The organism is Chryseobacterium defluvii, assembly GCF_003634775.1.
GTDB classification, from domain to species: domain Bacteria; phylum Bacteroidota; class Bacteroidia; order Flavobacteriales; family Weeksellaceae; genus Chryseobacterium; species Chryseobacterium defluvii.
In genome coordinates, this window is the sequence record NZ_RBXB01000001.1 from 27026 (window position 1) to 52293 (window position 25268).

Consider the following 25268-nt stretch of genomic DNA (forward strand, 5'->3'; position numbering starts at 1 on the left):
TAATTAGTTTCCGGTTAATTTTTTCTCAGCAATCTGAATCCAATTTCCTTCATGGCGAAGAAGTGAAATTTTATCAACTAAAAATTTAGTTTTGTATTCCTTGTCCTTATAGTTCTCCATTGCCTTTAAGTAATTATCAAATGTCAGATTCCGGTATCCAATTGTCATATGAGGATTAAAAGAGTACTTCCCGAATTTGAATTGCTGCTTCACTCTATGAAAAAGATCCTTCAACGGGTCACTAATTTCAGGTTTTATATACAGAACAGGATTCTCTTTATTGGGAAACCCATCGAAACCGTTAAGGATAATTTCAAAAGGAGGAATATTGGTGTCGATTTTTTCAAAAGCTGCAAGAATATCATTTTCCAGTTCGAGTTCACGTGAAAAGGGCGGAAATAAAGTTATATGCGCTTCATTTTTTAATGCCTTGGAATTATTATAATGCAAAGCGAGATCTGCTTTAAAAACCCTTACCTCATCAATGATAGATTGAGGTGGATAAATAGCGATGAAATATAACTTTGTCATAAGATAAAGTTACGAAGATTGCTCTTTACCGGCAGGCTTGTTTTTGTCTTTTTTCATACCCGCTACGGCGTTTTCAAGGGCATCTGTAATTTTCTTTATTTCAACATACGGTTTGAAGGCATTTCCTTTTTCTTCATCTGCAATATTGGATAAAATAATCACTGAAGTTTTATCTTCAGGATAATAAATATTGAGAGAAGGGGAGCCTTTTATGTATCCGCTGTGAAAATAAACGGTAGGCTCTCCGATATTCGTCATGATTCCGTAGCCATATCCCATTTTACCAAAAACCGGATGATGTCTTTCAGCACTTTTAGAAATAAACTTTTGAAAAGTGTCAGGTTTTAATATTTTCCCTCCATAAAGGGCCTGATTCCAGATATGCAAATCCTGAATTCCCGAAAGAATGCCTCCTGCCGGAATTCCGATTTCTTTATTGCCTAATCTTTTCGGCATGTTCTGTATTTTTTCAAATTTCTTTGCACTTCCGATATAGGCGCCGGCAAAATCAGTCCCTTCAAATAGAGTTCCCGTAGAAGAATGATTCATGCCAGTTTTTTTGAAAAGGTCCATTACATTTTCATCATAGCTTTTCCCGGAAGTTTTTTCTATTATTCTACCTAATGTATTAAACCCGTCATTAGAGTAGTAAAAATCTGTTCCGCTTTTAAACATGAGCTTTCCCCCAATAGTATTAAGCCCCGAAGTGTGATTCAAAAGCTGGTGGATGGTAATATCTTTATATTCTTTAGTTTGAAATTCCTTTATATAGTTTGAAACTTTATCATTTAGGTTCAGCTTTCCCTGTTCCATCTGAAGCAGTAGTAAAACGGCTGTAAATTGTTTACTTACCGAACCGATCGCAAAAATGGTATTGTTGTCAATCTGCGTTTTATTTTTAAAATCGGAATATCCGTTTACTTTTCGGTATAATTCAACAGAGTCTTTGAAAACAGCGACACTTCCGTTAAAATTATATTTTTTGAACACGGAATCGATTTGCTGTTCCAGAAGCTTTTTTTCAAAAGCGGTAACGGTAGAATCCACGACAGCATTTCTGTCGATAACTTTTTGAGGAGCGGATGTGTATGGGTTTTTACACGCAGTTATACCTGTGATAATAAATAATAAAGTCAGGGTTTGAATAATATTTTTCTGCATTTGTAGATAGATTATGCTAAAAATAGTGAAAAAGGATAAAATTTGAAAGGGAGATTAATTAAAATTCTCTAAAGACATTTCTTGGGTAAAAAATTGAATGGTTAAAAAAACTGAAGCCATCTGATCAGATGGCTTCAGTTTTTCCGCTTGTAAGAGGTCAATTTATTGAACGTAAGCTACGTAAGATTCATTAATAGCTCCTTTCTGGGTTTTTGCAAAGAAGGAATAATCTATCCAGAAATATCCATTTTGCCCCCAGGAAGTTCCCCAAGAGTTTTGCACCTTAAATGCCTGCTTAGCATCATCGTATCCTATCACACAAATGGCATGTCCTCCGTAAGTTCTGCCGGAATGAGCTTTCCATATCCATCCCGTTGACGCCATATTATAGAAACTGGTGTCTACTGTTACTGCAATAATAACCGGAAGATTCATGCTAAGAAGAGTTTTTACACCGGTAATATCAGATTTGTTTACCGTTGCCCAGTTAGTAAATTTATGAGTACTGGCAGCACTTTTTTGAGTAGTATTGGGTTGGGTGGAACATTCTACATCAGTATAAGGCATTTCGTTCCAACTGCATACACCCTGGCTTTTAATCAGGTTAAGCGCGTCTTTAACATAGGAACCATCGGAACAAGCCCCCACTTTTATCTGATTATAAACATATTCCGGGCTTCTGGACTCTGTAACTCCTTTATAATTAAGTTCAAGAGCACTGGTGGCAGCATAGGCAGTAGCCCAGGCTACGCATGAACCTTCATTTCCCTGGTCTCCAACGGATGATCCTGTGATAGTATAGCTTCCCGGAAGACTGGTTTTTGCTTCTGAAAGACTTTTTCCCTTTAATTGAAGGGTTAAGGCCTCAATATCCACTTTTTGAAATGAGTTGTAAGTATTTTCATCCACTAGCTTGGCTCCTAAAGAATAATGTTTTTGAGGTTCCTGCTCCTGATTTTCAGGTGTTGTGATGTTTTCATCAGAACAGGAAAAAAGAAGTAATACTCCTAAAGATAATACTGATAATTTTGTTTTCATAATAAGTATTTTATTTGTTATAAGTAAGACAAATATAAAGATATAAATCAAAAAATGAATAAAAATTTTTTTATGTTAAATGATTGATTTTTAATGTATTAATACTTACTTGTGCGGTACTATTTTTTTCCTAAATAGGGAAATATTTGAACTTCCGGGATGGGATGTTTTTATTGAAATTAAATTATAAATTTCAATAAAAAATGAAATTTATAATTCTTATTTTGATATAAGGTTTAAAAATCAAAAATAGTATTTCCTGATGTCTGGTTTATAACCAGGGAAAATTTTTCAGTTATTATTTTGAAATCAGATCACAAAACCAGAAGACATAATCTTCCTCTTGTTCATCATTATCTGATTTGGGTCTCGGATACATTTTCTTTACGGTTTCCCCTATTGCAAACCGGACAGGTTTTTTAAAAATTGGGCCATCAAAAGTAAACGTATGAAATTCCCCGTTTTCCCCACAAGGATCGACATTTTCAGGTAAATCAGCAATGAAATCTTTGTCAATGATTCTTCCTGCAAAACTTTTATCAAGATAAGCTTCATTAACGCAGGTAACAATAGTTTTAAAACCAAGGTCTAAAAATTCATGAATGAGGTTTATTGTATTTTGTTTCCAAAGCGGGAAAACAGCTTCCATCCTTATTTTCCTTAACTGTTCTTCACGATAAGCACGCAAATCTTCCAGAAAAATATCTCCAAAAATAGAGTGAGTAACACCCTCAGATTGTATAGAGTACATTGTTTTACTCATGATCTCACGATATTCATCCATGGAAGGTTCTTTGGGAAGCTCCATTTTAATTAAAGGGATTCCCAGACTTGAAGCCTGCTTTTCCAACAACGAAACATGAACACCGTGCATAGAAATTCTTTGAAATTCCTTATTAATGCTTGTCAGCAAAGATGTAACTTCAAATTTTTCCTCTTGTAAAGTTTTGTATAATGCAAGTGCAGAATCTTTTCCGCTGCTCCAGTTGAAGATGGCTTTTGGTTTCATTGAGGTAATTGTTCTGCGAAAATAAGTAAATCTCTCATTGCTATTAAGAGATTTGCTTATTTAATCGGTGTATGATAAAATAACACCATCATCTAGATTGTATTCTTCACCTAATATTTCCCGGGCATACAATTCGGACAGAAAATAAGATTTTATGTGAGAATTGTTTTTTCGTTTTTCATATTCCTCTTGTGAAATTTCTTCACCATTTAAAAAATATAAAGGCCTTTTATCCTTGGATCTAAATTCCGTTTTTCTTGCTTTGTCTAGGTTGATCTCTAAAGTATTGTCTTCCGTTATCTTATTTTTGTTAATAATAAAGAAGAATTGATTGTTATTGTACCCGGTTTGATCTTTTGGGGTTTCAAGAACAAAAATATTTTTTAATCCTAAATAATCTTCGGGCACATCAATATAATTACCTGAATAATCCGAACTGTATTTTTTTGAAAGTGTAAGCATACTCATAAAATAATATTGTCCCAGTATATCATTACTTCCTGAATATCTAAATTGTATTTGTTTCTTTTTGGATCGGTAATAGTCCGTATCTTCACGAGGGGTCGGGATAACGGCAACAATTCCCATGATCTCTTGGGAACGCATTGTATCTTTTTTCTGTTGAGCGTTCAGATTTGAAGTAAACATAGCCGCTAAAAAAATTCCACTGGCCATTTTCCTGAATGGAAATTGGGAAAAGTTATAATTGGGCTTTAATTTTTCCTGATGAGTGTATAATCTCGTTGACTGTATTTTTCCACAAATTGCTTCATTGGATTCTAATATGGATTGAATTTCTTCATCTGTTTTATCAGTAAGATCATAAACCTTCTTGGAGCATAGATCACAGAACCTGCCCCCGGAGACACTTTGCATGGCATTCCATGATTCTTCGCAAGGACTTTGGATCTGAATTTCTTTTTTCATGGTTATGATGAATTTTCATTGAAAATAAAAATACGAAAAAACCTCAAAAGAAAATTCCTTGAGGTTTAATTTATATATGTTCTACTATAGATTACATATTTCTTCTGTACTTACCACCCACTTCAAATAAAGCATTGGTAATTTGTCCCAAAGAGCAGTATTTCACGGCATCCATCATCACCTCAAATAAGTTCTGCTGGTTGATGGCTGCATGCTGAAGTTTTCTAAGCGCCTGTTCAGATTTACCTTCATTAGCTTTTTGGAAGTTGTGAAGCGTATCAATCTGAGCTTGTTTTTCTTCTTCCGTAGAACGGATCACTTCTCCAGGCAATACCGTTGGTGAACCGTCTTTTCCTAAGAATGTATTCACCCCGATAATAGGATATTCTCCGGTATGCTTCAACCATTCGTAATGCATAGATTCTTCCTGGATTTTGGAACGCTGATACATGGTTTCCATCGCTCCAAGAACACCGCCTCTTTCCGTAATTCTGTCGAATTCTGCATAAACCGCTTCTTCCACCAAATCCGTTAACTCTTCAATGATGAATGACCCCTGAAGCGGATTTTCATTTTTAGCCAATCCTAATTCTTTATTGATGATCAACTGGATCGCCATTGCTCTTCTTACAGATTCTTCCGTAGGTGTTGTAATCGCTTCATCGTATGCATTGGTATGAAGAGAGTTACAGTTATCATAAATCGCATATAATGCCTGAAGTGTAGTTCTGATGTCGTTGAAATCAATTTCCTGAGCGTGAAGGGAACGTCCGGAAGTCTGGATGTGGTATTTCAACATCTGGCTTCTTTCATCGGCACCGTATTTAAGCTTCATAGCTTTTGCCCAGATTCTCCTTGCGACACGTCCGATTACTGAATATTCAGGATCGATACCGTTGGAGAAGAAGAAAGACAAGTTAGGTGCGAAATCATTGATGTCCATTCCGCGGCTTAGGTAATATTCCACATATGTGAAACCATTCGCCAATGTAAATGCCAGCTGAGAAACAGGGTTTGCTCCTGCTTCAGCAATATGGTATCCTGAAATGGAAACAGAGTAGAAGTTTCTTACTTTTTCTTTAATGAAATATTCCTGAACATCACCCATTAAACGAAGTGCAAATTCAGTAGAGAAAATACAGGTATTCTGTGCCTGATCTTCTTTTAAAATATCTGCCTGAACCGTACCACGAACCGTGGCGATGGTTTTGGCTTTAATTTCAGCATAAGCATCTGCCGGAATGATTTCATCTCCGGTGATTCCTAATAATTTCAGCCCTAAACCATTATTGGATGGCGGAAGTTCTCCGTTATATTTTGGTCTTTCCAACCCTTTGTCATCAAACTTTGCCTTTAAAACAGCTTCAACTTTATCCTCAAGCTTGTTTTCAATAATATATTTTTCAACATTCTGATCGATGGCTGCATTCATGAAGAAAGCTAATAACATTGGTGCAGGTCCGTTGATTGTCATCGAAACAGAAGTCAATGCATTCACCAGGTCAAATCCTGAATAGAGTTTTTTAGCATCATCCAACGTAGCGATAGAAACCCCTGCATTTCCGATTTTACCATAAATATCCGGTGGTAAGGCAGGATCCTGTCCATACAATGTTACAGAGTCGAAAGCTGTGGATAAACGTTTTGCAGGCATTTCTGCAGAAACATAGTGGAATCTTCTGTTGGTTCTTTCAGGGCCTCCTTCTCCGGCAAACATCCTTGTCGGATCTTCACCTGTTCTTTTGAAAGGATAAATTCCTGCCGTATAAGGGAAGCTTCCAGGTAGGTTTTCCTGTCCTTTCCATTTGATCAGGTCTCCCCAATCGTTATATTTAGGTAGAGCAATCTTTGGAATTCTTAAGTGAGATAAAGATTCCGTTGAGGTTTCAACTTTAATTTCCTTTCCGCGAACGAAATAGGAATAAAACTCGGAATGGAATGCTTTTTTAGTGTCTTCCCAGTTTCTAAGGAAATCGATGTTTTCCTGCTGAAGCTCTTTCTCCGCTTTTTGATATTCGGCTTCCAGAATTTCTCCTGAAATGAAATTCTTTACTCCTTCAATATGGTACATTTTTCTGGCCAGTTCAGCCTGCTTTTCTACGGTTGCATCATATTGTCTGTTGTTTTCAACAATTTCAGACAGGTAACGGACTCTTTTTGGAGGAATGATCGTTACTTCCTCATTGATTTCCTGTTCAACAAAATTTTGCAGGTCTAATCCCGGGAACTTTTCATTCACTTTTGAAACTAATCTGTTGTAAAGCTCAGTAGTTCCGTGGTCATTGAATTGAGAAGCTTTTGTGGCATATACCGGCATATCTTCCAATTGATTTTCCCACAAAAGATGGTTTCTCTGGAACTGCTTTCTTACGGCTTGTAGCGCATCTAAAGCTCCCCGTTTATCAGACTTGTTTAAAGCTACCAGGTCTGCATAATCCAACATGTCAATTTTTTCCAACTGTGTGGAAGCTCCATATTCAGGAGTCATTACATACATGGAAACATCTGCAAAATCTGAAACTTCCGAACCGGATTGTCCAATACCTGAAGTTTCAAGAATGATTACATCCGGATGAGCCAGTTTCAACACATTCAAAGCTGAATGAATGAAAGGGGAAACGGACACGTTGTTCTCTCTGGTCGCCATAGAGCGCATATACACTCTTGGGTCATTGATTGCGTTCATACGGATTCTGTCTCCCAAAAGTGCACCTCCTGTTTTCTTTTTAGAAGGGTCAATAGAAATGATGGCAATTTTTTTATCTGTATTGGAGCGTAAGAAACGTCTTACCAATTCGTCTGTTAATGAAGATTTTCCTGCACCACCTGTACCTGTGATACCGATAATCGGGATTGTTAAATCTTTTGATTTTTCGTCAATAGCTTTTACCAGTTCAGGTTTTTCGTCTGAAAAGTTTTCTACTGCTGAAATGATTTGAGCGATACTTGTCGGGTTTTCAAATTGGATTGAATCCAGGTCTTTTGCAGTAACATCTTGGCCTGTAGCAAAATCTGATCTTTTAACCAAATCATCAATCATTCCCTGAAGCCCTAATTCTCTTCCGTCATCCGGAGAATAAATTCTGTCGATACCATAAGACATCAAATCTTTGATTTCTTCAGGCAGGATAACACCGCCTCCGCCGCCAAAGATTTTAATCTGTGGAGAGTTTTTCTCTCTCAGAAGATCATAAATATATTTGAAATATTCGTTATGCCCGCCCTGATACGAGGTTAGGGCTATCGCATTAGCATCTTCCTGAATTGCTGTATTTACAACTTCCTCTGCTGATTTATCGTGTCCAAGATGGATCACTTCGCATCCTGTTCCCTGGATCACACGACGCATAATATTGATGGCTGCATCATGACCGTCAAATAACGATGCTGCTGTTACAATCCTTACTTTGTTTTTAGGAGTATATTTTTGGGTTTCCATAAAAAATCTAGAAAATTTCTGAATTCCCAAATATAACAATAAAATAGCAACCTTTAGTTTTAGTATAAAATATTGATTCTTATGTGTTTATATTAAATTAATTCATGGGCTGTTTATCCAATGAACCAACATTCATTTAGAATGATAACTAAATTCTTTATTTTTGCCTCATATTATATAGGGTATGAAAAAAGCGCTGTTATATTTTGCATTAGGGACGGTTTTAAGTTTTTTGATTAATTATTTCTTTTACAGTTCAGAAAATATAGGGCTTGATCTATATTATGCCATCGCTTTCGGTTTTGCCTGGGGAGTTGCTTACTATCTGGATACGCCCAACTTCACGCTGCCACAAAAATTAGGTTTGTCTTTTGTAGCCATGGGAATTTTAGTTCTGATCGGGGCCTTATTATTTAATCTTGAATTGGCAATTCCTTCCGTGCTGAAATTTTCCACGGTTTTTGTAGCCTATTATTTAATTGCAAGCTTTAGAGCAAATAAGACACTGCGGGATTAATGCATCATCATGAAGCTTATATATACCAGAATAAGAAGCATGATTAATAATCCAATAAAATTGATTACAAATAAAAATAATCCTTTGAAAATGCTTGCACTTCTTGAGCTTTCGTATACTCTGTGATGGGCTACAAAGAAATAGAAGGACATATAAAGAAGGGATGCTAAATAAATTAATATAATTAAGAGGTTCAAGACAGAAAAATCAGGTAAAAAATCCGTTATCCAATCAAAACATATTAAAATAAGAGTTCCTAATAACAAAAAGGAGAAATAATGGAGCGTGAAAATTCCATGGTCAAAAAACCACCATTTCTTTTTATTATGAAAAATCCAAAGAAAGAAGGCGAAAATCGGAAGATAAACAAACAAGGCTTTTGGAAGGGTATGTACAAGTGTTTCCTGGAATTTATCGAAAATCTGATCTTTATTCATGCCCTGTTCCTGCATATGAAATACCTTTTTGGCAAAGGGTCTCATGAAATCAAAAACACGTTGATCGTTAATACTCTTAGCATACAGTGAATCAAATTGTTTCATATTTGTTGCTCCGAGGACACCTATCTTTCCGTCTTTAGTTTCGCCGAATGTATCAATTTCAATATCATTTCCATTGATCTCGGTGACTTTTAAATCTTTATCAGCTTTCTTATCTTTTTTTAACTGTTCTTTAGAAAGTTCCTGTTTCAAACTATCTGTGAATTGAGCAACCTGTGCTTTCTTTTTTTCTTTTTCAATTTCTTTAGAAGCATGTGTTTTGTCTTGCTCTTTAGTTTCTTCTTCAGAGCTCACAAGTAGGGAAGGGAGGAAAAAAGTAATAAAACTTACAAAAATATACAGTTTCACGGGAGCAACATAAGCTTGTCTTTTTCCGGCAAGATATTCTCTGGTAAGCTTTCCGGGGCGGAACAATAAATATTTGATGGTTTTCCAGAACTGACCGTCGTAATGTGTAAAATCTTCAATGAAGTGAGTAAACAGGTAATAAAAAGGTTGTTTAGGCTGAATATTTTCCTGCCCGCAGTGAGGGCAGAATCTTTCCTCTACATGATGTCCGCAGTTAAGACATGTCTTATCTTCCCGTATTTTTCCGTGGCTCATAGTTTTATAAGGATTTGTAGCAAATATAATTATTTCATGAAAAAAATGAGATTTTTGAAATTAAATTAATTTAATTTCTGTCATAATATTATGATATAAATAAGTTGTTCAAAAAGGAATTCTCACTTGTTTGTTACGTTTAGACCTTTGAAATATTTATAAATCTTAGTATCAGGGAATTATTATAGATAAAGACTATTAGAATGCCATCATTTAGCCTGTCTTCAAGAGATTAAATAAAATATGTTTTCCTATTCCAAAAATTATTTATACCTTTGCACACCCTTTTAGGGGAAAATTATGTTTAATCTTTAACTAAAACGTGTGAATACATTAAGTTACAAAACTGTTTCAGCGAACAAAGCTACTGCTAATAAAGAATGGGTTGTGGTAGACGCTGAAGGACAACCGTTAGGAAGACTGGCTTCTACGGTTGCAAAGATTTTGAGAGGTAAGCACAAGACGAACTTTACACCCCATGTAGATTGTGGTGATAACGTAATCGTTTTGAACGCTGGGAAAGTTACCCTTTCCGGAAATAAGTGGGCTGACAAGACTTACATCTGGCATACAGGATATCCTGGAGGTCAAAAGTCTATGACTGCTGCTGAACTTCAAAAGAAAGATTCTTTAAAAGTATTGGAAAAATCCGTAAAAGGAATGCTTCCAAAAAACAGATTAGGATCTGCATTGCTTAAAAACCTTTATCTATATGAAGGAACTGAGCATAAGCATGAAGCTCAACAGCCTAAAACAATTAATGTTAACGAATTTAAATAATTAATATGTCTATAGTTCACAAAATCGGAAGAAGAAAAACCTCTGTAGCAAGAGTTTATGTAAAGCCAGGAACTGGTAACATTACAGTAAACGGTAAAGATGCTAAAGAATATTTCTCTACAGACGTGATGGTTTACAAATTGAACCAACCGTTCATCCTTTCTGAAACTGTTGGTCAGTATGACGTTACCGTAAATGTTTTCGGTGGTGGAAATACAGGTCAGGCAGAAGCTATCAGATTAGGTGTTTCAAGAGCTTTATGCGAAATCAATGCTGAGTTCAGATTAGCATTGAAGCCTGCTGGTTTACTTACAAGAGATGCAAGAATGGTTGAAAGAAAGAAACCGGGTCAGAAGAAAGCAAGAAAGAGATTCCAGTTCTCTAAACGTTAAAATGCGTTTGGCTATTGGCATTATGCTATTAGCTTACATGAAAAATTTAAATTTTATTTTAACAAAACGCTGGAAAGCTTATTGTTAACTACAAAAGCCGACAGCAACTTTGCCCGTTACGTTTAGCATCCAAACACTTCTCCCATCTAAAGAAGTTGTTGATTGCCTAAAAAGCGGAAAGTAAACTAACAAAAACAGAAAACATGGCAAAAGCAAATGTAAAAGACCTTTTAGAGGCTGGTGTACACTTCGGTCACATGACGAGAAAGTGGAACCCAAATATGGCTCCATACATTTTTATGGAGAAAAATGGTATTCACATTGTAGACTTACATAAAACAGCGGTTAAATTGGATGAAGCTTGTAGCGCTTTGGAAAAATTAACTTCTGCAGGTAAAAAAGTTCTTTTCGTAGCTACTAAGAAGCAGGCGAAAGAAGTAGTTGCAAAACACGCTTCTGAACTTAATATGCCTTATATTACAGAAAGATGGCCGGGAGGTATGTTAACGAATTTCGTTACGATCAGAAAGGCTGTAAAGAAAATGAACTCTATCGACAAAATGAAAAAAGACGGTACGTTCGAAACTTTATCTAAAAAAGAAAGACTTCAGGTAGACAGACAAAGAGCTAACCTAGAGAAGAACTTAGGTTCTATTGCGGACATGGTTCGTCTTCCTTCTGCAGTATTCGTAGTAGATATCTTAAGAGAGCATATCGCTGTAACAGAAGCTAAGAAACTTGGTATTCCTGTTTTTGGTATTGTTGATACGAATTCTGATCCTAGAAAAGTAGATTTCGTTATCCCAGGAAACGATGATGCTTCCAAGTCTATTGATATGATTTTAAGCGTTGTTGCTGAATCTATCAAAGAAGGACAGTCTCAAAGAAAAGCAGACAAAGAAAAATCTAAAGAAGAAGGAGAGAAGGTATCTGCTGATACAGATGCTGACTTCGATGCTGAATAATTGAAGATTTTATCTTAACAATAAGAAAACCGCTAAACTTGTTTAGCGGTTTTTTATTTTAATATGGTAAGGACACTTTAAAAATATAATTGTCTTTACTTAATTCGAAAGCTTTATACTATAGTGAGAGGTAATAAATTTTGTTTTTTGATAGACCGAATTGCAAATCATTCCGGAGAGATTATAATTTTGATTTTTTAAAACCATTGCACTTCCTATTTTGTTAGCTCCAATCGGGATTTTTTTGAAATAATTATTACCGCTTATCGTCAAAACCATATTACAGCGGGAATTATTTTCCACTGTAATGGATGTTTTCGGGCTGTCTGAAGAGTCGTTCAACAAATCGGTTAAAACCTCTGCCGTTTCCGGCTTATACGTTTTTATTAAAGTCTGATATTCTCTTTCTACCTGAGCTGCAGGAGTAGTGCTGCTTCCTGTATTGAATGACGGGGAAGATGGTTTTCTTTCCGGATATTTTGTATTGTAGTTTACGCTTCCACAGCTATCCAATAGTAAGGTAATAAGAGCTAAGGAAAAAGGAAATAGCTTTTTCATATTCATACTTTGTTAAACGTAAAAGTAGTCTTTTTATTTTTTTCCTAAGATTGTTTTGTTCCCCGGTATGGGGTTGTTAATGGTTAAAACAATACTCTTTTTAATATCTTTTTTAGAAGAGTATAAAACATCACAAACGTTACTCGTTAAAGTATATGCTCCTTTGTTGATTACCACAAAATTTTCACCTTTGGCCGGAACTGCCATATGATAGAAATCTTTTCCCTGAATTCTTACGACTAAATTACAATCCGACTGGTTTTTAAATAAAAGAATAACTTCTTTACTGGTGATGTCTTCGTTAAACATAGCATTCAGAAGTTTTACTGTTTTATCCTTATGTTCTTTTGATGTTGAGGCAATAAGCCGCTTAAATTCTTCCGCTTCTGCCGGATTGGTATTTCTTTTTGCGTTGATTGGAATCTCAGAAATAACAGGCCTCGCTTCCATCGGTTTGGCATTTTTCTTACCTTTTGTCCATTCCAGATTTTTTAAAGCGATCAGTTTAGGCTTTAAAACACTTCTTCTCGGATCATCGGGAGGTGAGGTCTCCAGGAATTTTTCGATTTCCTGAATGTTTTTACTTTCCAGGATATTGTCAGAGTTTTTGGTGATATTATTCGTATTCGTTTTACATGAAATCAACATGAGTACTAATGAAATGATCAGAGAACTTTTTTTCATAAATAATCGTTTTATATAAAATCCTTATTTTTTATTTGTGTTTTATAGGAATATACAGAAAAGGGGTTGTAAAATTACAACCCGTATCTTTTTAGTGAAGTTTCACCTAGTCTGTAAGTTTTGTACTGAAATTTTTTTTAGAAGTTGAAAATAATTTTATCATCATTGTTGTGTTTATTATTTAATTCGAAATTTTATATAGGTTATTGTTTTTCCTTTAGCAGAGAACAGCTCTTCATAGTACGTTTTAATGTCTCTGAGATGCGGAGTGTCCGGATCATATTCCGGGGCACCATAAATGTCGTGATGTGCAGTGATAATTTCGTAACCAGCCCCCTGCAGATAGCCCAGCGTATAACCATGTAGGAACTCAGAATCTGTCTTTAAGTGAATAATTCCCCCTGGTTTAAGGAATTTTTTATAGCGGTTTAAAAAATCGGGATGGGTCAGCCTGTGTTTTGTGCGCTTGTATTTTATTTGCGGATCAGGAAAGGTAATCCAGATTTCATCTACCTCATTTTCATCAAAAAAGCAGTCTACCAATTCTATTTGTGTTCTTAAGAATGCCACATTAGTCATGTTGTTTTCTACTGCTTCTTTGGCTCCAAACCAAAATCTGGCCCCTTTAATATCGATCCCGATAAAATTCTTTTCAGGAAATGTTTTGGCAAGTCCTACAGAATATTCTCCTTTTCCACATCCTAATTCAAGAACGATAGGATTGTTATTTTTAAAGAAATCAGATCTCCACTTTCCCTTAAGTTCAAAGCCCTTTAGTGCCTCTTCTCTTGTAGGTTGAATAACGTTTGGAAGTAATTTATTTTCTGCGAATCTTGCTAATTTATTTTTACCCATGAATAAGTTATAAAATGCTGCAAAAATAGGAAAAAATAACCTATATGCCTCATTTTTAATTCAGAGTAGGAAGGGTATTATTTTCCTGAAGATCCCAAAGCTACCATAAGAGGCTTTTGAATGGTCTTCTGGGAAGCATACTGAGCACCACAAACAAGACTCGTGAAAAGATAATCTCCTTTCTGTACCACAATAGAGTTATCATTATGGGCAGGAACAGCCAGTCTGTATTTCGTATTTCCTACACCTTCCATTCTTACAATGATATTGCAATCGGATTTGTTTTCAATGAGGACGATACATTCTTTGCTGTACGGATCGTTATCAAATAAGGAGTTGAGGATTTTCACTGTCTTATTCTTGTGCTCCACAGGAGAAACACTCATCAGCATATTGAATTCTTCGGCTTCAGCATCCGGAATGGCTGCCGTACTGGAAGTAGAGGCAGTATTAGCTACAAAAACATTCTGTGCATTGCTTGGTGTATATTGCACGGTAGACTGTTTTGCTGCTAATTCTGCTTTATATTTAGCGATCTGCTTTTGTTTGATAATGGCATTCATTTCATCAAAAGTGATCTTTGTGGAAGGTCTTCTTTTTAATAAAGCAAGCATTTCCTGCATCTGTTTTACTTTTTGATCGGCAGGATGGGCTGTTTTGATGTACTCTTTCATCATATCCATCACTTTTGGCTTGAGCACAGACCTGCGTGGGTCATCCGGATGGGCATCCCTTAAAAAAGCATTGATCTCATAAATGTTCTTGCTTTTTAAAATGTTACTGTAATCTTTATCCTTTTTCTGGGCAGAAAGATTAAAGAATAAAATGGTACTAAAGAGTAAAACTAGTTTTTTCATTCACTAATATCTAAGTTAAAAATAGAGCCTTTTTTCTCTAATTGGTGTTTTGGTTATTAGTGTTTACCTCTAAACGAGATTATTTTATTTTTATTTTAAACACTTATAGATGAGATAGGAAATATATATGTTTTTTTACTTTTTTTGAAGAAAATATACTGTAATAAATCGTTATTTTTCTCCTTCAGACAACATATGCATATTATTGATTTATAACCTCTTGAAGATGGGAGTTTCTGAGCCGTTTCTGATAAATAGGTAAATATTTTTCAATAGGGATTTTTATGGCCTCAAAATTACCTGCAACAATATAAGGTTGTATGTTTTCCGATGTATAAACAAATTGAAGGAAATTGTCAATCAGGTTTTCAGGGATTTTAAATTTCAAGAAATACTCCTTCCCCAGATAGTTTTTAATCTGAATGATGGAGCTGCTCATTTTTTCATAAGCAACATATCGCTGTTTTTTCTTGCGCTCACCCGATAAAATATCATAAATACTTTCGATACTTATAGTCAATCCTCCATCTCTCAATCCGGCAACAGGAAGTTCCGGCGGCGTACCGTCACCTTTTGGCTCCGGAAGACCGATTACTTTTTTAATAGCCAGCCCTTTGTCTTCTTTTTTCAGTGAATTTACATCATATCTTAAGTTACCGGTAGGCTTAAATCTACTGATTACGACTTCCTGAATTTCCTGATAGGCAACTTTTAACTCAATAAAATTCCGGACTCCGAACATGGGTGCAGAAAGTTTAATGTCTTTCCTTTCAGTAACAATGGAAGTAAAACGGATAATGTCGCCCGGACCGGCCTGAATAGTAAAGCTCCCGTTATAGTCCGTTAAAACTGTTTTCTGAGTATTAAGATTGGTAACATATACCTGGTTAAGATATAAAGTGGAGTTATCCCTTAGAAATACTTCACCGGAGTATATTTGTGCATTGATCTTTGCTATAAAAACCAATAGAAAAAGAGTTATAAGTTTCTTCATATATTAGGGCAAAATTACACAGAATACCCCAATTTATGCATATTCACGTTATTTGTAAGTGGTTAAAATTATATTAAACTTTTTCCGGAATTGTTAAGGAATGTTATAATTTCATTCATCGGCTACCCGAACTCTAATTATTTCTGTTTTTTACTAATAGCCAGCTGGTATATTTTATGGAAGTATTAGTCCCGAATTCAGTCCAGCTTATAAAATACCAGTAGGTTGCAGTATATACATGCCTTCCGCCAACTCTTCCGTCCCACGTATATCTATTGGATGGCGTTCCTCTGAAAATTTCCGCTCCATATCTGTCAAATATTCTAAACTCAAGATTATTGTTATCCATGAGAGCCGAATAATCGATATCGTCATTATGCCCGTCATCATTAGGGGTAATCGTGTTGATCAGGTTAATAAGGACGAATGGTTTTTCAATGACGGCGCAATTTTTAGAGTCTCTTACATACGCGATGTAGCTTCCTCTCGGTACATTATAAAATACAGCTGAGCTTTGCCATGTTACTCCGTCTATAGAATATTCATATGGAGGATTCCCACCGCTTGCTCCGATGGTAACGGTAGAACCATTGATTTCAATAGAGGTGATCGCCGGGAGTGGGGATTCGGAAACACTTACATGTTGTCTGTATACACAACCGTTGAAGGTAAGGTCTACCCAATAATTTCCAATACCTACATTCGTGATGGAAGGAGTGGTTGCTCCTGTACTCCATAAATAGCTTTGGAAACCCGGTCCTGCATCTAAAGTAGTGGTCATCTTGGCACAGATAACTTTGTCCGTAAGAATATCCGATTTTTTAGGTGTTTTGATATTGATACGAAGTGTGCCTACTTCCGGGCAGACTCCTGGTTTTTCAAATCTTACATAAATCGTTTGGGCTGTATTGATACTTAAAGGGCTCGTTAAAGGATTTATATCATTCTGGGCATCGGCTAAACTGGCATGGAAACTAAATGTTACGTTAGGATCTGCTGTAAACAGATTCATGAACTGAAGTAAATCCACCAGCAAAATCCCGTCAAGATCATTATCACAAATACTTTGTACCACAGAACTTGTAATCAGGGGAATTTTGGCGCCAATGCTGAAGTTTAAAGGCTTAATTACTGTAGCACATCCGTCAGGAGAATCCACTCTAATGTAAATAGTAGTAGGAGCGGTATAACTCCAGTTATTAGGAAGTGTATTTGCATTTCCTGCATTTGCATCCGTCAAACTTGCATAATACCTTACATTGGTAAAATAAGTTGGATTATTAAGAACGATAGGAGTGATGTTTGATAAAATAATATTAACTACACCATCCAGGTTATCATCACAGAAAACACCATTATAATTATCTACTACAATTGCCAGATTGTATAGATTGAGAGTAATCTGGGCAATACTTTTACAACCGAGAGCATTTTTTACTACTGCATAAACAATGGTGCCATTCGGAGCTGTATATGTTGTAGGAGTAGTGATTAATGCACCGGGATTTTCAGTTTGGGCGTCTGCCAGAGTAGGATAGTAGGTAATCGTAACAGGTGAACTGGTAGTAACATTTGCTGTGGTAAGATTAAACGTTCCCTGTCCATTTATATTACAGGCGTTGAGTGTGACATTTTGAACCGGAATGGACTGAATGTTAATGGTTACTGTTACTATTTCACAGTCAGGAAAATCGGGATTATTTCCACAGAATGAATAAACAAAGGTATCTGTTCCGGAAGTTCCCGGATTGGTAACGGTATAGGTGATTACTCCGGTAGCCGGATTTACAACAGCTGTTCCTAAGGTAGGTTGTGTTGTCACGGCAACGGTTGAGGCAACAGGGGTCTGTGTGGAACTGCTAAAGACGGGAGTAATTGTCTGTGAGGTACATACGTTGTAAGAAGCCGTACTTTGTTTTGTGCAATTTAAAACTTTAAACTGTTCTGTTAGTAAAGGGGCACAGCTTCCCATGGTTACTGAACATGTATAATAACCGGATTGGGTAGGAGTATAAGATGCTCCGGTAGCTCCAGGAATTAGGTTCCCATTTACGTACCATTGATATGTATCATAAATGATAGGGTCTACTGTGAGTATAATTCCCGGAATACAGTCTCCTCCTGATTTCAGGATAACTGGCTGTGTGGGAAATCCTGCGAAGAATCCTCCGTATCCCACGGCATCACTTCCTGCGTTGATTCCCGCCATAATGGCTTTACTTGAAACTACGGTAATTGTTCCTGATACGTTCGGAATTCCATAGGTTACCCAGTTATTGGTTCCTGTCATATTAAAAGGTCCGGTAGTAGCCGGAGGTACTCCTCCGTTTACTGTAACAATAGCTCCCTTTTCAGTAATAAGGTTTAATTTTGTCGGAATATTCAGGATTCCCGAAGGGTTGTTGTTGGAGTGGACAAAGTTTTCATCAATAAAACCGAGCTCATTGATTTGTTTGGGCAAATAACAGTTCAGAGCAGGTATAAAATTGAAGCCACCTGTTGCTACCTCATTTCCGGTGGTTGCAGCCCCTGCAAGTATTTGGTAAACATACGCATTTTTAGAGGTTTTCATATACAGGTTATAATGTCCTGTGGTTCCCTGTAAAAGAAATTTAGTATCGGGAACTACAAAATATTGTCCTGTATTTAAAGTGGCGATGGGAGGAATTTCATTATTTACAAAAACCTGTGTATTATCTTCTGTGGCAATAATCAATGCTCCTTCCATATTGGATCCGATATTACCATTTCCTTTTACTAAGGCGAATTCAGTTCCTAATCTTTCAACAGGAACAGCCTGGTCCATCAGAATATCTGAACTTGTAACAAAGTTTCCTGCATATTGACCATTAAAATTTCCATTGGTGATATTGACTGCTTTGTTCGCCGTGATTTTTGCTCCAATAAAACCATCAAAATTACCTGTGATGTTTCCAACTCCTTCGATGATGTATGACTGGCCTTTATTTAAAGTAAAAGTTATTGTTGGATTGGTTGCTCCTGTTGTTCCGTTGGAAAACTGAACAGTCGGTTTATAGCCTGAGACGGTTACTGTTGTATTGTCTTCTGTAGCTAAAATACTCGTCATGAAATTGAGTATGCCATTGTTGGCTGTAATGGGAGCATGGGCTGCATAAAAGTTTTTTCCTGTAGAAGGAATACCTTTCGAGGTAATAATTTCTGCGTGATTAAATACCGAGAACCTTAAGTTAGCATAAAAAGGAAATTCTGCTTTCAGGTAGAGTCCTTTAGTGGTAGGAGTAAATAAATCTGTTTGTTGGGTAGTGATGATATAGTTCCTTAATACATCAAATTTCTGAGGATTATTCTTACTGATGATTACGGTACCAATCAGGATATTGTTATTATAAATGTTTACGGGAAAGGGAGTTGTTCTGTTAGTAGATAAATAAAGATTCTGATATGGATTTGGATTATTAGTTCTGTCCATCATCGGGGCAAACCAGTGCTCACGGTCCAGCTGTGCAAAAGTGGAGGTGAAGATGTAAAATATAAATAAAAAAGATAGAATTTTCTTCATTTAGGGCTGGCTTTTATCACAAATTTAATAATAAAAAGTATTAATTGCTTGAAAAAATAATAAAAAAACCACGATTTTAAAATCGTGGTTTTCTTTAAATATGATAAAGCGTATTATTCTCTGTTTTTCACCAAAATCCAGCCGGTATATTTTATTGGCGTTTGTTTGCTGTTCGGCTCATTCCATCCGATTTCAAACCAATAGTTTCCGGTAGATAATCTCTTGGTTCCATTGCTGGTACCATTCCACTTATAGCCATTAGATTTATCAGCCTGATAGATTTTACTTCCATATCTGTCGAAGATGTTGAAGACTAAATTATTTTTAGTTGCTAATGCAGAATAATCAACAAAATCATTAATACCATCTTCGTTTGGAGTAATTACGTTAATCAGGTTAGGAATTGTAATGGCAATATCAATGGGTTCACAATCGTAAGCGTCTTTTACATATACCGTAACATCACCTCTTGCAACATCTGTGAATACATTAGAGTCCTGCCAGTTAATATTATCAATTGAATATTTATAAGGAGCAGTTCCTCCAACTACTGTTACAGTTACAGTTGTATTCGAGATATCAATATTTGAAATTACAGGTTGTTCAGCCGGGTAAACTTTTACCGTCTGGGTAGTGAAACATTCTCCTGTTTTTAATTTAACCCAGTAGGTCCCGACTCCCACATTGTTGATAGATTGTGTAGTTGCTCCGGTACTCCATAGGTAAGATACAAATCCGGGACCTGCATCTAAAGTTGTTTTATCTTCAATACAGATAATTTTATCTTCTAACACAGTAGATTTTACCGGAGGTAAAACTGTAAGCGTTATTTCTGCGATTTTATAACATCCGTTTGCGTTGATCACTTTTACATAAGCAACACCGGTAGGAGCAATATAGTTGTTCGGGTTTGTAATCTGGTTTGTTCCGTTTACAGCATCTGTAGGAGACGGATAGTATTCTTTGGTAACCCCTGTTTCTGAAGTTACTGTAGCTACCGTAAGATTAAATAATGCCGTTGCAGGATTAGATTCAATGAAACAAGATCTTATATTGGCGTTATTGACAACCGGGCTTTTGGAAACCGTTAAATTTAATGTAATCTGTTCACAATCCACAAATTCTGGCGCGTTACCACAAAACTTATAGACAATAGAGTCAGGCCCGAAATATCCAAAGTTCGGAGTATAGTTGATTGCACCCGTAACCGGATCCAATGTTGCCGTGCCATTAGTTGGAGGCGTTACAATTGTTACAGTTCCCGGTACATATGTCTGGGTAGAATTACTGAACTCAGGAACAATTGTCTGATAACCTTCACATACCGTAAGTGTACTTGTACTTTCAAATAAACACGTGAATACCTTATATACAGGCGTTATTGCAGGAGGGCAGCTTCCTACTGTAATTCTTGCGGTATAATTACCCGCCTGTGTAGGGGTGTAAGAGTTGCTTGTTGCTCCCGGAATAGGATTCCCATTTAAAAACCACTGATAAGTATCATAACTATCATCAACTTCTAGTACAATTCCAGGGATACAATCTCCTGTTTGCTTCGAAATTAACGGAATAGAAGAGAATCCGGCAAAGTACCCCCCATATCCGGCTGTACTATATCCTCCGTTAATACCTGCTGTTACAGCCTTAGTGGAAGTAACTGCAACGTTTCCGGTGATTCCCTGAATTGCATAGGTAACCCATTGGTTATTTCCGGTAAGCGGGAAAGGTCCCTGTGCAGCTGTAGGAGTTACACCATTCACGGTTACAGCAGCACCAGCTTCCGTTAAGATGTTAAGTTTTAACGTGATAGCTGATGTAATAGTTGGCATCTCATTGATCTTGCCAATCTCGTCGATTTTTCTAGGTAAGAAACAGTTCAACGGCGGTATATAGTTATAACCTCCCGTATTATTGGCAGATCCGGAACCAATTAATTGATATAGGTATACATTTTTAGTAGTACGGATATACATGTTGGAATGTCCACCTGCCTGTGTCGCATAGGCATTTGCTAAAATTCGATAATAATCTCCTTCATTAATGGTGGCCACCGGAGTTGTACCGTTGTTAATATAAATTTCAGTATTGTTGTCAGTGGCAACAATAATTCCACCTTCCATATTACCCGTACTGGTGGAAATACTTTTTACCATGGCAAATTCATTTCCAAGACGGTCGGTTGGAACAGATTGGTCCATAATAAGGTCGGAACCGTCGTTACTACCCGTCGCATAGAATCCATTGGCATTACCATTGGTAACGGAAATAGGCTTGTTAGATTCGATTTTAGCTCCTATAAAACCTGTTTGGTTGGCAACAATGTTTGCTAAACCCGCCAAAATATAGGATTGTCCTTTATTTAAGGTCACTGTAAGAGTTAATGGAGTGGGAGTAGATACATTAATGAACTGTACATTCGGATCATACCCTGAAACAGTAACAGTGGTATTGTCTTCCGTTGCCATGATTCCGGTAGTGAAATTATTGGCAGTTGAGCTATACATCAAAGGAGTGGCAGCCGCATAGAACTTTGTTCCGATACCTGCTTTTCCTTTACTTGTTACAATTTCACCGTGTGCACTTTGTGCGATCCTCAAGCTACAGAAATAAGGTTTATCCCCTTTAGTGTAAACTCCGATATTGGCAGGAATGGCAGCACTTGAAGCGGCAGTAGTCTGAATAAAGGCTCCTCCCAGCGTGAAAGATTGTGGAGCTCCTTTACTAATGGTTACAGCTCCAATTTGAGTATTATTGCTGTAAATTTTCACCTCAAAAGGTGTGGTAGAATCTGTTGAAAAATACAATGCATGATTATAGCCTGAGGTAGATGCATAATAGGGTGCAAACCAATGATCTGTATCTCTTTGGGCAAATAATGTACTGCATGTTACTAAAATTAATACAAAAGAGAGTAGAAATTTTTTCATATACAAAGAATTAGGATTTATGCAAAAATACTAGAATATTTAATATAATTTTCAAAAAAACACTATAAAGTATTAATAAAACAAAAAACCACGATTTTTATTATCGTGGTTTGTAATATTTTTTTAAAAAATTATTCTCTGTTCTTTACCAAGATCCAACCTGTATATTTGATTGGGGTCTTTTCCTTATTAGGTTCAGTCCAATTAATATGGTACCAATAAGTTCCGGTTTGAACTTTTTTGTTGGAATGTCTTCCATCCCACTTATAGTTATTAAACTTATCACCTACGAATATCAGGTTTCCATATCTGTCATAGATCATAAAGCTAAGATCAACTTTGTAAGATAGCTCACTGTAATCGATATAATCATTTACATTATCTCCATTCGGAGTGATTGCATTAAGAAGGTTTGGCACCGTGATTTCAACCGAAATAGGAGTACAGTCATAAGCATCTTTCACATAGAATGTATGCTGACCTCTTGAAAGGTTAGTAAACACATTGGAATCCTGCCAGTTCGCTGTTCCGTCTACAGCATATTTGTAAGGTGCTTTACCTCCGCTTACAATTACAGTTGCCGTATTGTTGGAAATCTGGATTTCTGTGATTACAGGATCTTGAGATTTTCTTACATGTACAAATTGCTTGATAGAACATCCGTTGTTTTCAAGAATAACCCAGTATTCTCCAACTCCAACTCCCTGTATGGAAGATGTTGTAGCACCTGTATTCCATTCGTATGAGTTATAGCCAGGTCCTGCATTCAGAGTTGTTCTGTCATCAATACAGATGTACTGGTCAACAAGAAGAGGCGACTTTTTGATAGGAAGCGCGATCAATTCAATTTTTGCAATGGCAGAACATCCTTCACTTGTTGTTACTCTTACATATACGAAGCCACCTGCTGAAGCATAGTGCGCCGGATCCATAATCTGATTGCTTCCTGCGTTCAGGTCAATCATACTAGGGTAGTACTTTTTAATAAATGTTACACCCGGTACCGGATCAACAATATTGGCTGTTGTAAGGTCAAATAAAGCTGCAGGATCATTATCGTACTGACATGCCTTTAATACTGCATCTTTTACCACAAAAGGAACCACAGTCAGATTTAAAGTAACCTGCTCGCAATCAATAAACTCAGCGGCATTACCACAGAATTGATAAACAATCTGGTCAGAACCTAAATAATTGGTATTAGGAACATAGGTAATAGTACCTGTAACAGGATTAAGAGTTGCAGTACCGTGTGTTGGTGCTGTAATTATCGTTACTGTACTTGCTACTGGAGTTTGCGTAGAAGATGAGAATGCAGGGGTGATAACTTTAGTAGAACAAATGTTTAATGCAGTTGTTGTCTTCTTCAAACAAGTGTATACTTTATAAATAGGAGTTACTGCTGCCTGACATGTTCCCATTGTTACCTTCACGGTATAGTTACCTGCCTGTGTAGGAGTATATGTAGGAGAAGTGGCGCCAGGGATAGCCGCTCCGTTTAATTGCCATTGATATGTTTCATAACCATCATCTACTTCCAATGTGATTCCGGGAACACATTCTCCGGTTTTTTTCGCAATTACAGGGATCGAAGAGAAACCTGCAAAGTACCCTCCATATCCTGCTGTACTATATCCACCGTTAATACCGGCTGTTACAGCTTTTGTAGAAGTAATGGTTAGGTTTGCTATTGGTGCAGAGGGTATTGGAATTTCATAAGTTTGCCATTGGGTATTACCTGTTAGTGAATAAGGCCCCTGTGCGGCAGTTGGAGCTATACCATTTACTAAAACGGTAGCTCCTGTCTCGGTAACGATGTTTAATTTTAAATTAATAGCACCGGTAGAACCAGGCATTTCATTGATCTTACCGATTTCATCAATTTTTCTAGGTAGGAAACAGTTCAATGGTGGAATATAATTGAATCCCCCTGTGTTATTTTCCGTACCTACTCCAACAAGTTGGTATAAGTATACATTCTTCGAAGTAGAAATAAACATGTTGAAATGGCCGCTTCCCGCTATCTGTTCAACATAGTTGGTTTCATTGATTCTGTACCATTGTCCGGCATTAATTGTAGCTAAAGGTGTTGTAGAACCATTCACAAAGATCTGAGTATTGTCTTCGGTAGCGACAATAAGACCTCCTTCCATGTTCTCGCTTGGATCGGTTGATTTTGTTTTTACTATGGCGAAAGTATTTCCAAGCCTGTCAACAGGTACCGCCTGATCCAGAATGGCATCCGATCCTGATGAACCTCCAGCTCCAAAGTTACCGTTGACGCTTCCATTCGTAAGAGTTATAGGTTTATCAGAAACTACTTTGGCTCCGATAAATCCTGTGGCATTAGCTGCTGTGGCTGTAGTTCCCGTAAAAAGAAACGATTTACCTTTATTTAATACAAAGGTATGAGTGTTTCCTGTCGGGGTTCCTCCAACGAATACTAATCCCGGAGTTGTCCACGATACTGTTACGGTGGTGTTATCTTCTGTTGCCAGAAGCCCTGCGGTAAAATTATAACCGGTACCTGCAGAGTTAGGGCTTGATGCAACATGAAATGTTTTACCAATACCAGCTTTTCCTTTACTGGTAACAACTTCGCCATGAGAACCGTTAGCCATTCTTAAGCTACAGTAAAAAGGCTTGTCTGCTTTAAGGTATAAACCCTTGCCGATTACCTGAAATGCATCTGCTGTAGTAGTCCCTGCAATATCAGTAGGAACAACGGTATAGGTTTGTGGGTTTCCCTTACTGATGATAATCGGTGCAGGGGTTATAATCTGAGTGTTATTGGTATAAATCTTTACCTCAAACGGGACAGTAGAATCTGTAGACAGATAGATGGTATTCGTATACGAACCAGCAGACGTATAGTACGGTGCAATCCAGTGTTCTGTATCCCTCTGAGCAAAGAGCGTATTAATTGTCAAAAAAACTAATACTAAACTAAGTAGAAATCTTTTCATAAATATGGAGTTAGGATTTCTACA

The 25268-nt window shown here is 36.8% G+C and carries 19 protein-coding genes; 4 read left to right on the forward strand and 15 right to left on the reverse strand.

All coding sequences use genetic code 11. The features are described 5' to 3' along the window. Positions 1-3: 3 nt before the first annotated feature. From BCF58_RS00140 to BCF58_RS00165, 6 genes are all read right to left on the reverse strand, one after another. Positions 4-531, reverse strand: coding sequence for a 2'-5' RNA ligase family protein (locus BCF58_RS00140; protein ID WP_121459790.1), 528 nt, complete (start codon positions 529-531; stop codon positions 4-6). Positions 532-540: 9 nt separating this feature from the next. Then, the gene (locus BCF58_RS00145; protein ID WP_228434695.1) at positions 541-1692 is read right to left on the reverse strand and encodes a serine hydrolase domain-containing protein; all 1152 of its coding nucleotides are present in this window, start codon (positions 1690-1692) and stop codon (positions 541-543) included. Between the two features lie 162 nt (positions 1693-1854). Then, entirely contained in the window at positions 1855-2730 is an 876-nt protein-coding gene (locus tag BCF58_RS00150) for a C1 family peptidase (protein ID WP_121459791.1), read from the reverse strand. A 298-nt stretch (positions 2731-3028) separates the two neighbouring features. Then, positions 3029-3739 (reverse strand): Dph6-related ATP pyrophosphatase, encoded by a 711-nt coding sequence (locus BCF58_RS00155; protein ID WP_121459792.1) that lies wholly within the window; start codon positions 3737-3739, stop codon positions 3029-3031. Between the two features lie 60 nt (positions 3740-3799). Next, on the reverse strand, positions 3800-4666 hold the full coding sequence (locus BCF58_RS00160) for a hypothetical protein (protein ID WP_121459793.1): 867 nt from the start codon (positions 4664-4666) through the stop codon (positions 3800-3802). Between the two features lie 91 nt (positions 4667-4757). Continuing rightward, positions 4758-8105: a methylmalonyl-CoA mutase family protein gene (locus BCF58_RS00165; protein ID WP_121459794.1), complete on the reverse strand. Its 3348-nt coding sequence runs from the start codon at positions 8103-8105 to the stop codon at positions 4758-4760. A 184-nt stretch (positions 8106-8289) separates the two neighbouring features. On the opposite strand from BCF58_RS00165, the gene BCF58_RS00170 reads away from it, so the two are divergent. Continuing rightward, on the forward strand, positions 8290-8622 hold the full coding sequence (locus tag BCF58_RS00170) for a hypothetical protein (RefSeq protein WP_121459795.1): 333 nt from the start codon (positions 8290-8292) through the stop codon (positions 8620-8622). On the opposite strand, the gene BCF58_RS00175 is transcribed toward BCF58_RS00170, so the two are convergent. Next, positions 8619-9725: a DUF3667 domain-containing protein gene (locus BCF58_RS00175; protein ID WP_121459796.1), complete on the reverse strand. Its 1107-nt coding sequence runs from the start codon at positions 9723-9725 to the stop codon at positions 8619-8621. The two genes, BCF58_RS00170 and BCF58_RS00175, sit on opposite strands and share 4 nt — an antisense overlap. A 324-nt stretch (positions 9726-10049) precedes the next feature. On the opposite strand from BCF58_RS00175, the gene rplM reads away from it, so the two are divergent. The 3 genes from rplM (at position 10050) to rpsB (ending at position 11862) form a co-directional block, all read left to right on the forward strand. Continuing rightward, positions 10050-10505 carry a 50S ribosomal protein L13 gene (gene rplM, locus BCF58_RS00180; protein WP_121459797.1) on the forward strand — a complete coding sequence of 152 codons (456 nt, stop codon included), beginning with the start codon at positions 10050-10052 and terminating at the stop codon, positions 10503-10505. Positions 10506-10510: 5 nt separating this feature from the next. Continuing rightward, positions 10511-10897, forward strand: a complete 387-nt coding sequence (rpsI, locus tag BCF58_RS00185; protein WP_121459798.1) for a 30S ribosomal protein S9 — start codon at positions 10511-10513, stop codon at positions 10895-10897. Between the two features lie 203 nt (positions 10898-11100). After that, complete coding sequence (rpsB, locus tag BCF58_RS00190) at positions 11101-11862, forward strand: 30S ribosomal protein S2 (protein ID WP_121459799.1); 762 nt, start codon at positions 11101-11103, stop codon at positions 11860-11862. 99 nt (positions 11863-11961) lie between these two features. On the opposite strand, the gene BCF58_RS00195 is transcribed toward rpsB, so the two are convergent. From BCF58_RS00195 to BCF58_RS00230, 8 genes are all read right to left on the reverse strand, one after another. Next, entirely contained in the window at positions 11962-12420 is a 459-nt protein-coding gene (locus tag BCF58_RS00195; RefSeq protein ID WP_121460998.1) for a DUF6759 domain-containing protein, read from the reverse strand. 33 nt (positions 12421-12453) lie between these two features. Continuing rightward, a complete protein-coding gene (locus BCF58_RS00200) occupies positions 12454-13104 on the reverse strand; it encodes a DUF6759 domain-containing protein (protein WP_121459800.1) in 651 nt (216 codons plus the stop codon). 177 nt (positions 13105-13281) lie between these two features. Then, entirely contained in the window at positions 13282-13959 is a 678-nt protein-coding gene (gene trmB, locus BCF58_RS00205) for a tRNA (guanosine(46)-N7)-methyltransferase TrmB (RefSeq protein ID WP_121459801.1), read from the reverse strand. A 77-nt stretch (positions 13960-14036) separates the two neighbouring features. Beyond that, the gene (locus tag BCF58_RS00210) at positions 14037-14816 is read right to left on the reverse strand and encodes a DUF6759 domain-containing protein (protein WP_121459802.1); all 780 of its coding nucleotides are present in this window, start codon (positions 14814-14816) and stop codon (positions 14037-14039) included. A 202-nt stretch (positions 14817-15018) separates the two neighbouring features. Next, positions 15019-15810: a hypothetical protein gene (locus BCF58_RS00215; protein WP_121459803.1), complete on the reverse strand. Its 792-nt coding sequence runs from the start codon at positions 15808-15810 to the stop codon at positions 15019-15021. A gap of 133 nt (positions 15811-15943) precedes the next feature. Beyond that, positions 15944-19351, reverse strand: a complete 3408-nt coding sequence (locus BCF58_RS00220; RefSeq protein WP_121459804.1) for a T9SS type B sorting domain-containing protein — start codon at positions 19349-19351, stop codon at positions 15944-15946. A gap of 113 nt (positions 19352-19464) precedes the next feature. Beyond that, on the reverse strand, positions 19465-22278 hold the full coding sequence (locus BCF58_RS00225; protein ID WP_121459805.1) for a T9SS type B sorting domain-containing protein: 2814 nt from the start codon (positions 22276-22278) through the stop codon (positions 19465-19467). A gap of 131 nt (positions 22279-22409) precedes the next feature. Beyond that, positions 22410-25244: a T9SS type B sorting domain-containing protein gene (locus BCF58_RS00230; protein WP_121459806.1), complete on the reverse strand. Its 2835-nt coding sequence runs from the start codon at positions 25242-25244 to the stop codon at positions 22410-22412. Positions 25245-25268: the final 24 nt, after the last annotated feature.

Bases quoted from the DNA above. Each gene is read 5' to 3' on its own strand.
- BCF58_RS00140 (WP_121459790.1), bottom strand. From the start codon at position 531: ATGACAAAGTTATATTTCATCGCTATTTATCCACCTCAATCTATCATT.
- BCF58_RS00145 (WP_228434695.1), bottom strand. From the start codon at position 1,692: ATGCAGAAAAATATTATTCAAACCCTGACTTTATTATTTATTATCACA.
- BCF58_RS00150 (WP_121459791.1), bottom strand. From the start codon at position 2,730: ATGAAAACAAAATTATCAGTATTATCTTTAGGAGTATTACTTCTTTTT.
- BCF58_RS00155 (WP_121459792.1), bottom strand. From the start codon at position 3,739: ATGAAACCAAAAGCCATCTTCAACTGGAGCAGCGGAAAAGATTCTGCA.
- BCF58_RS00160 (WP_121459793.1), bottom strand. From the start codon at position 4,666: ATGAAAAAAGAAATTCAGATCCAAAGTCCTTGCGAAGAATCATGGAAT.
- BCF58_RS00165 (WP_121459794.1), bottom strand. From the start codon at position 8,105: ATGGAAACCCAAAAATATACTCCTAAAAACAAAGTAAGGATTGTAACA.
- BCF58_RS00170 (WP_121459795.1), top strand. From the start codon at position 8,290: ATGAAAAAAGCGCTGTTATATTTTGCATTAGGGACGGTTTTAAGTTTT.
- BCF58_RS00175 (WP_121459796.1), bottom strand. From the start codon at position 9,725: ATGAGCCACGGAAAAATACGGGAAGATAAGACATGTCTTAACTGCGGA.
- rpsI (WP_121459798.1), top strand. From the start codon at position 10,511: ATGTCTATAGTTCACAAAATCGGAAGAAGAAAAACCTCTGTAGCAAGA.
- rpsB (WP_121459799.1), top strand. From the start codon at position 11,101: ATGGCAAAAGCAAATGTAAAAGACCTTTTAGAGGCTGGTGTACACTTC.
- BCF58_RS00195 (WP_121460998.1), bottom strand. From the start codon at position 12,420: ATGAAAAAGCTATTTCCTTTTTCCTTAGCTCTTATTACCTTACTATTG.
- BCF58_RS00200 (WP_121459800.1), bottom strand. From the start codon at position 13,104: ATGAAAAAAAGTTCTCTGATCATTTCATTAGTACTCATGTTGATTTCA.
- trmB (WP_121459801.1), bottom strand. From the start codon at position 13,959: ATGGGTAAAAATAAATTAGCAAGATTCGCAGAAAATAAATTACTTCCA.
- BCF58_RS00210 (WP_121459802.1), bottom strand. From the start codon at position 14,816: ATGAAAAAACTAGTTTTACTCTTTAGTACCATTTTATTCTTTAATCTT.
- BCF58_RS00215 (WP_121459803.1), bottom strand. From the start codon at position 15,810: ATGAAGAAACTTATAACTCTTTTTCTATTGGTTTTTATAGCAAAGATC.
- BCF58_RS00220 (WP_121459804.1), bottom strand. From the start codon at position 19,351: ATGAAGAAAATTCTATCTTTTTTATTTATATTTTACATCTTCACCTCC.
- BCF58_RS00225 (WP_121459805.1), bottom strand. From the start codon at position 22,278: ATGAAAAAATTTCTACTCTCTTTTGTATTAATTTTAGTAACATGCAGT.
- BCF58_RS00230 (WP_121459806.1), bottom strand. From the start codon at position 25,244: ATGAAAAGATTTCTACTTAGTTTAGTATTAGTTTTTTTGACAATTAAT.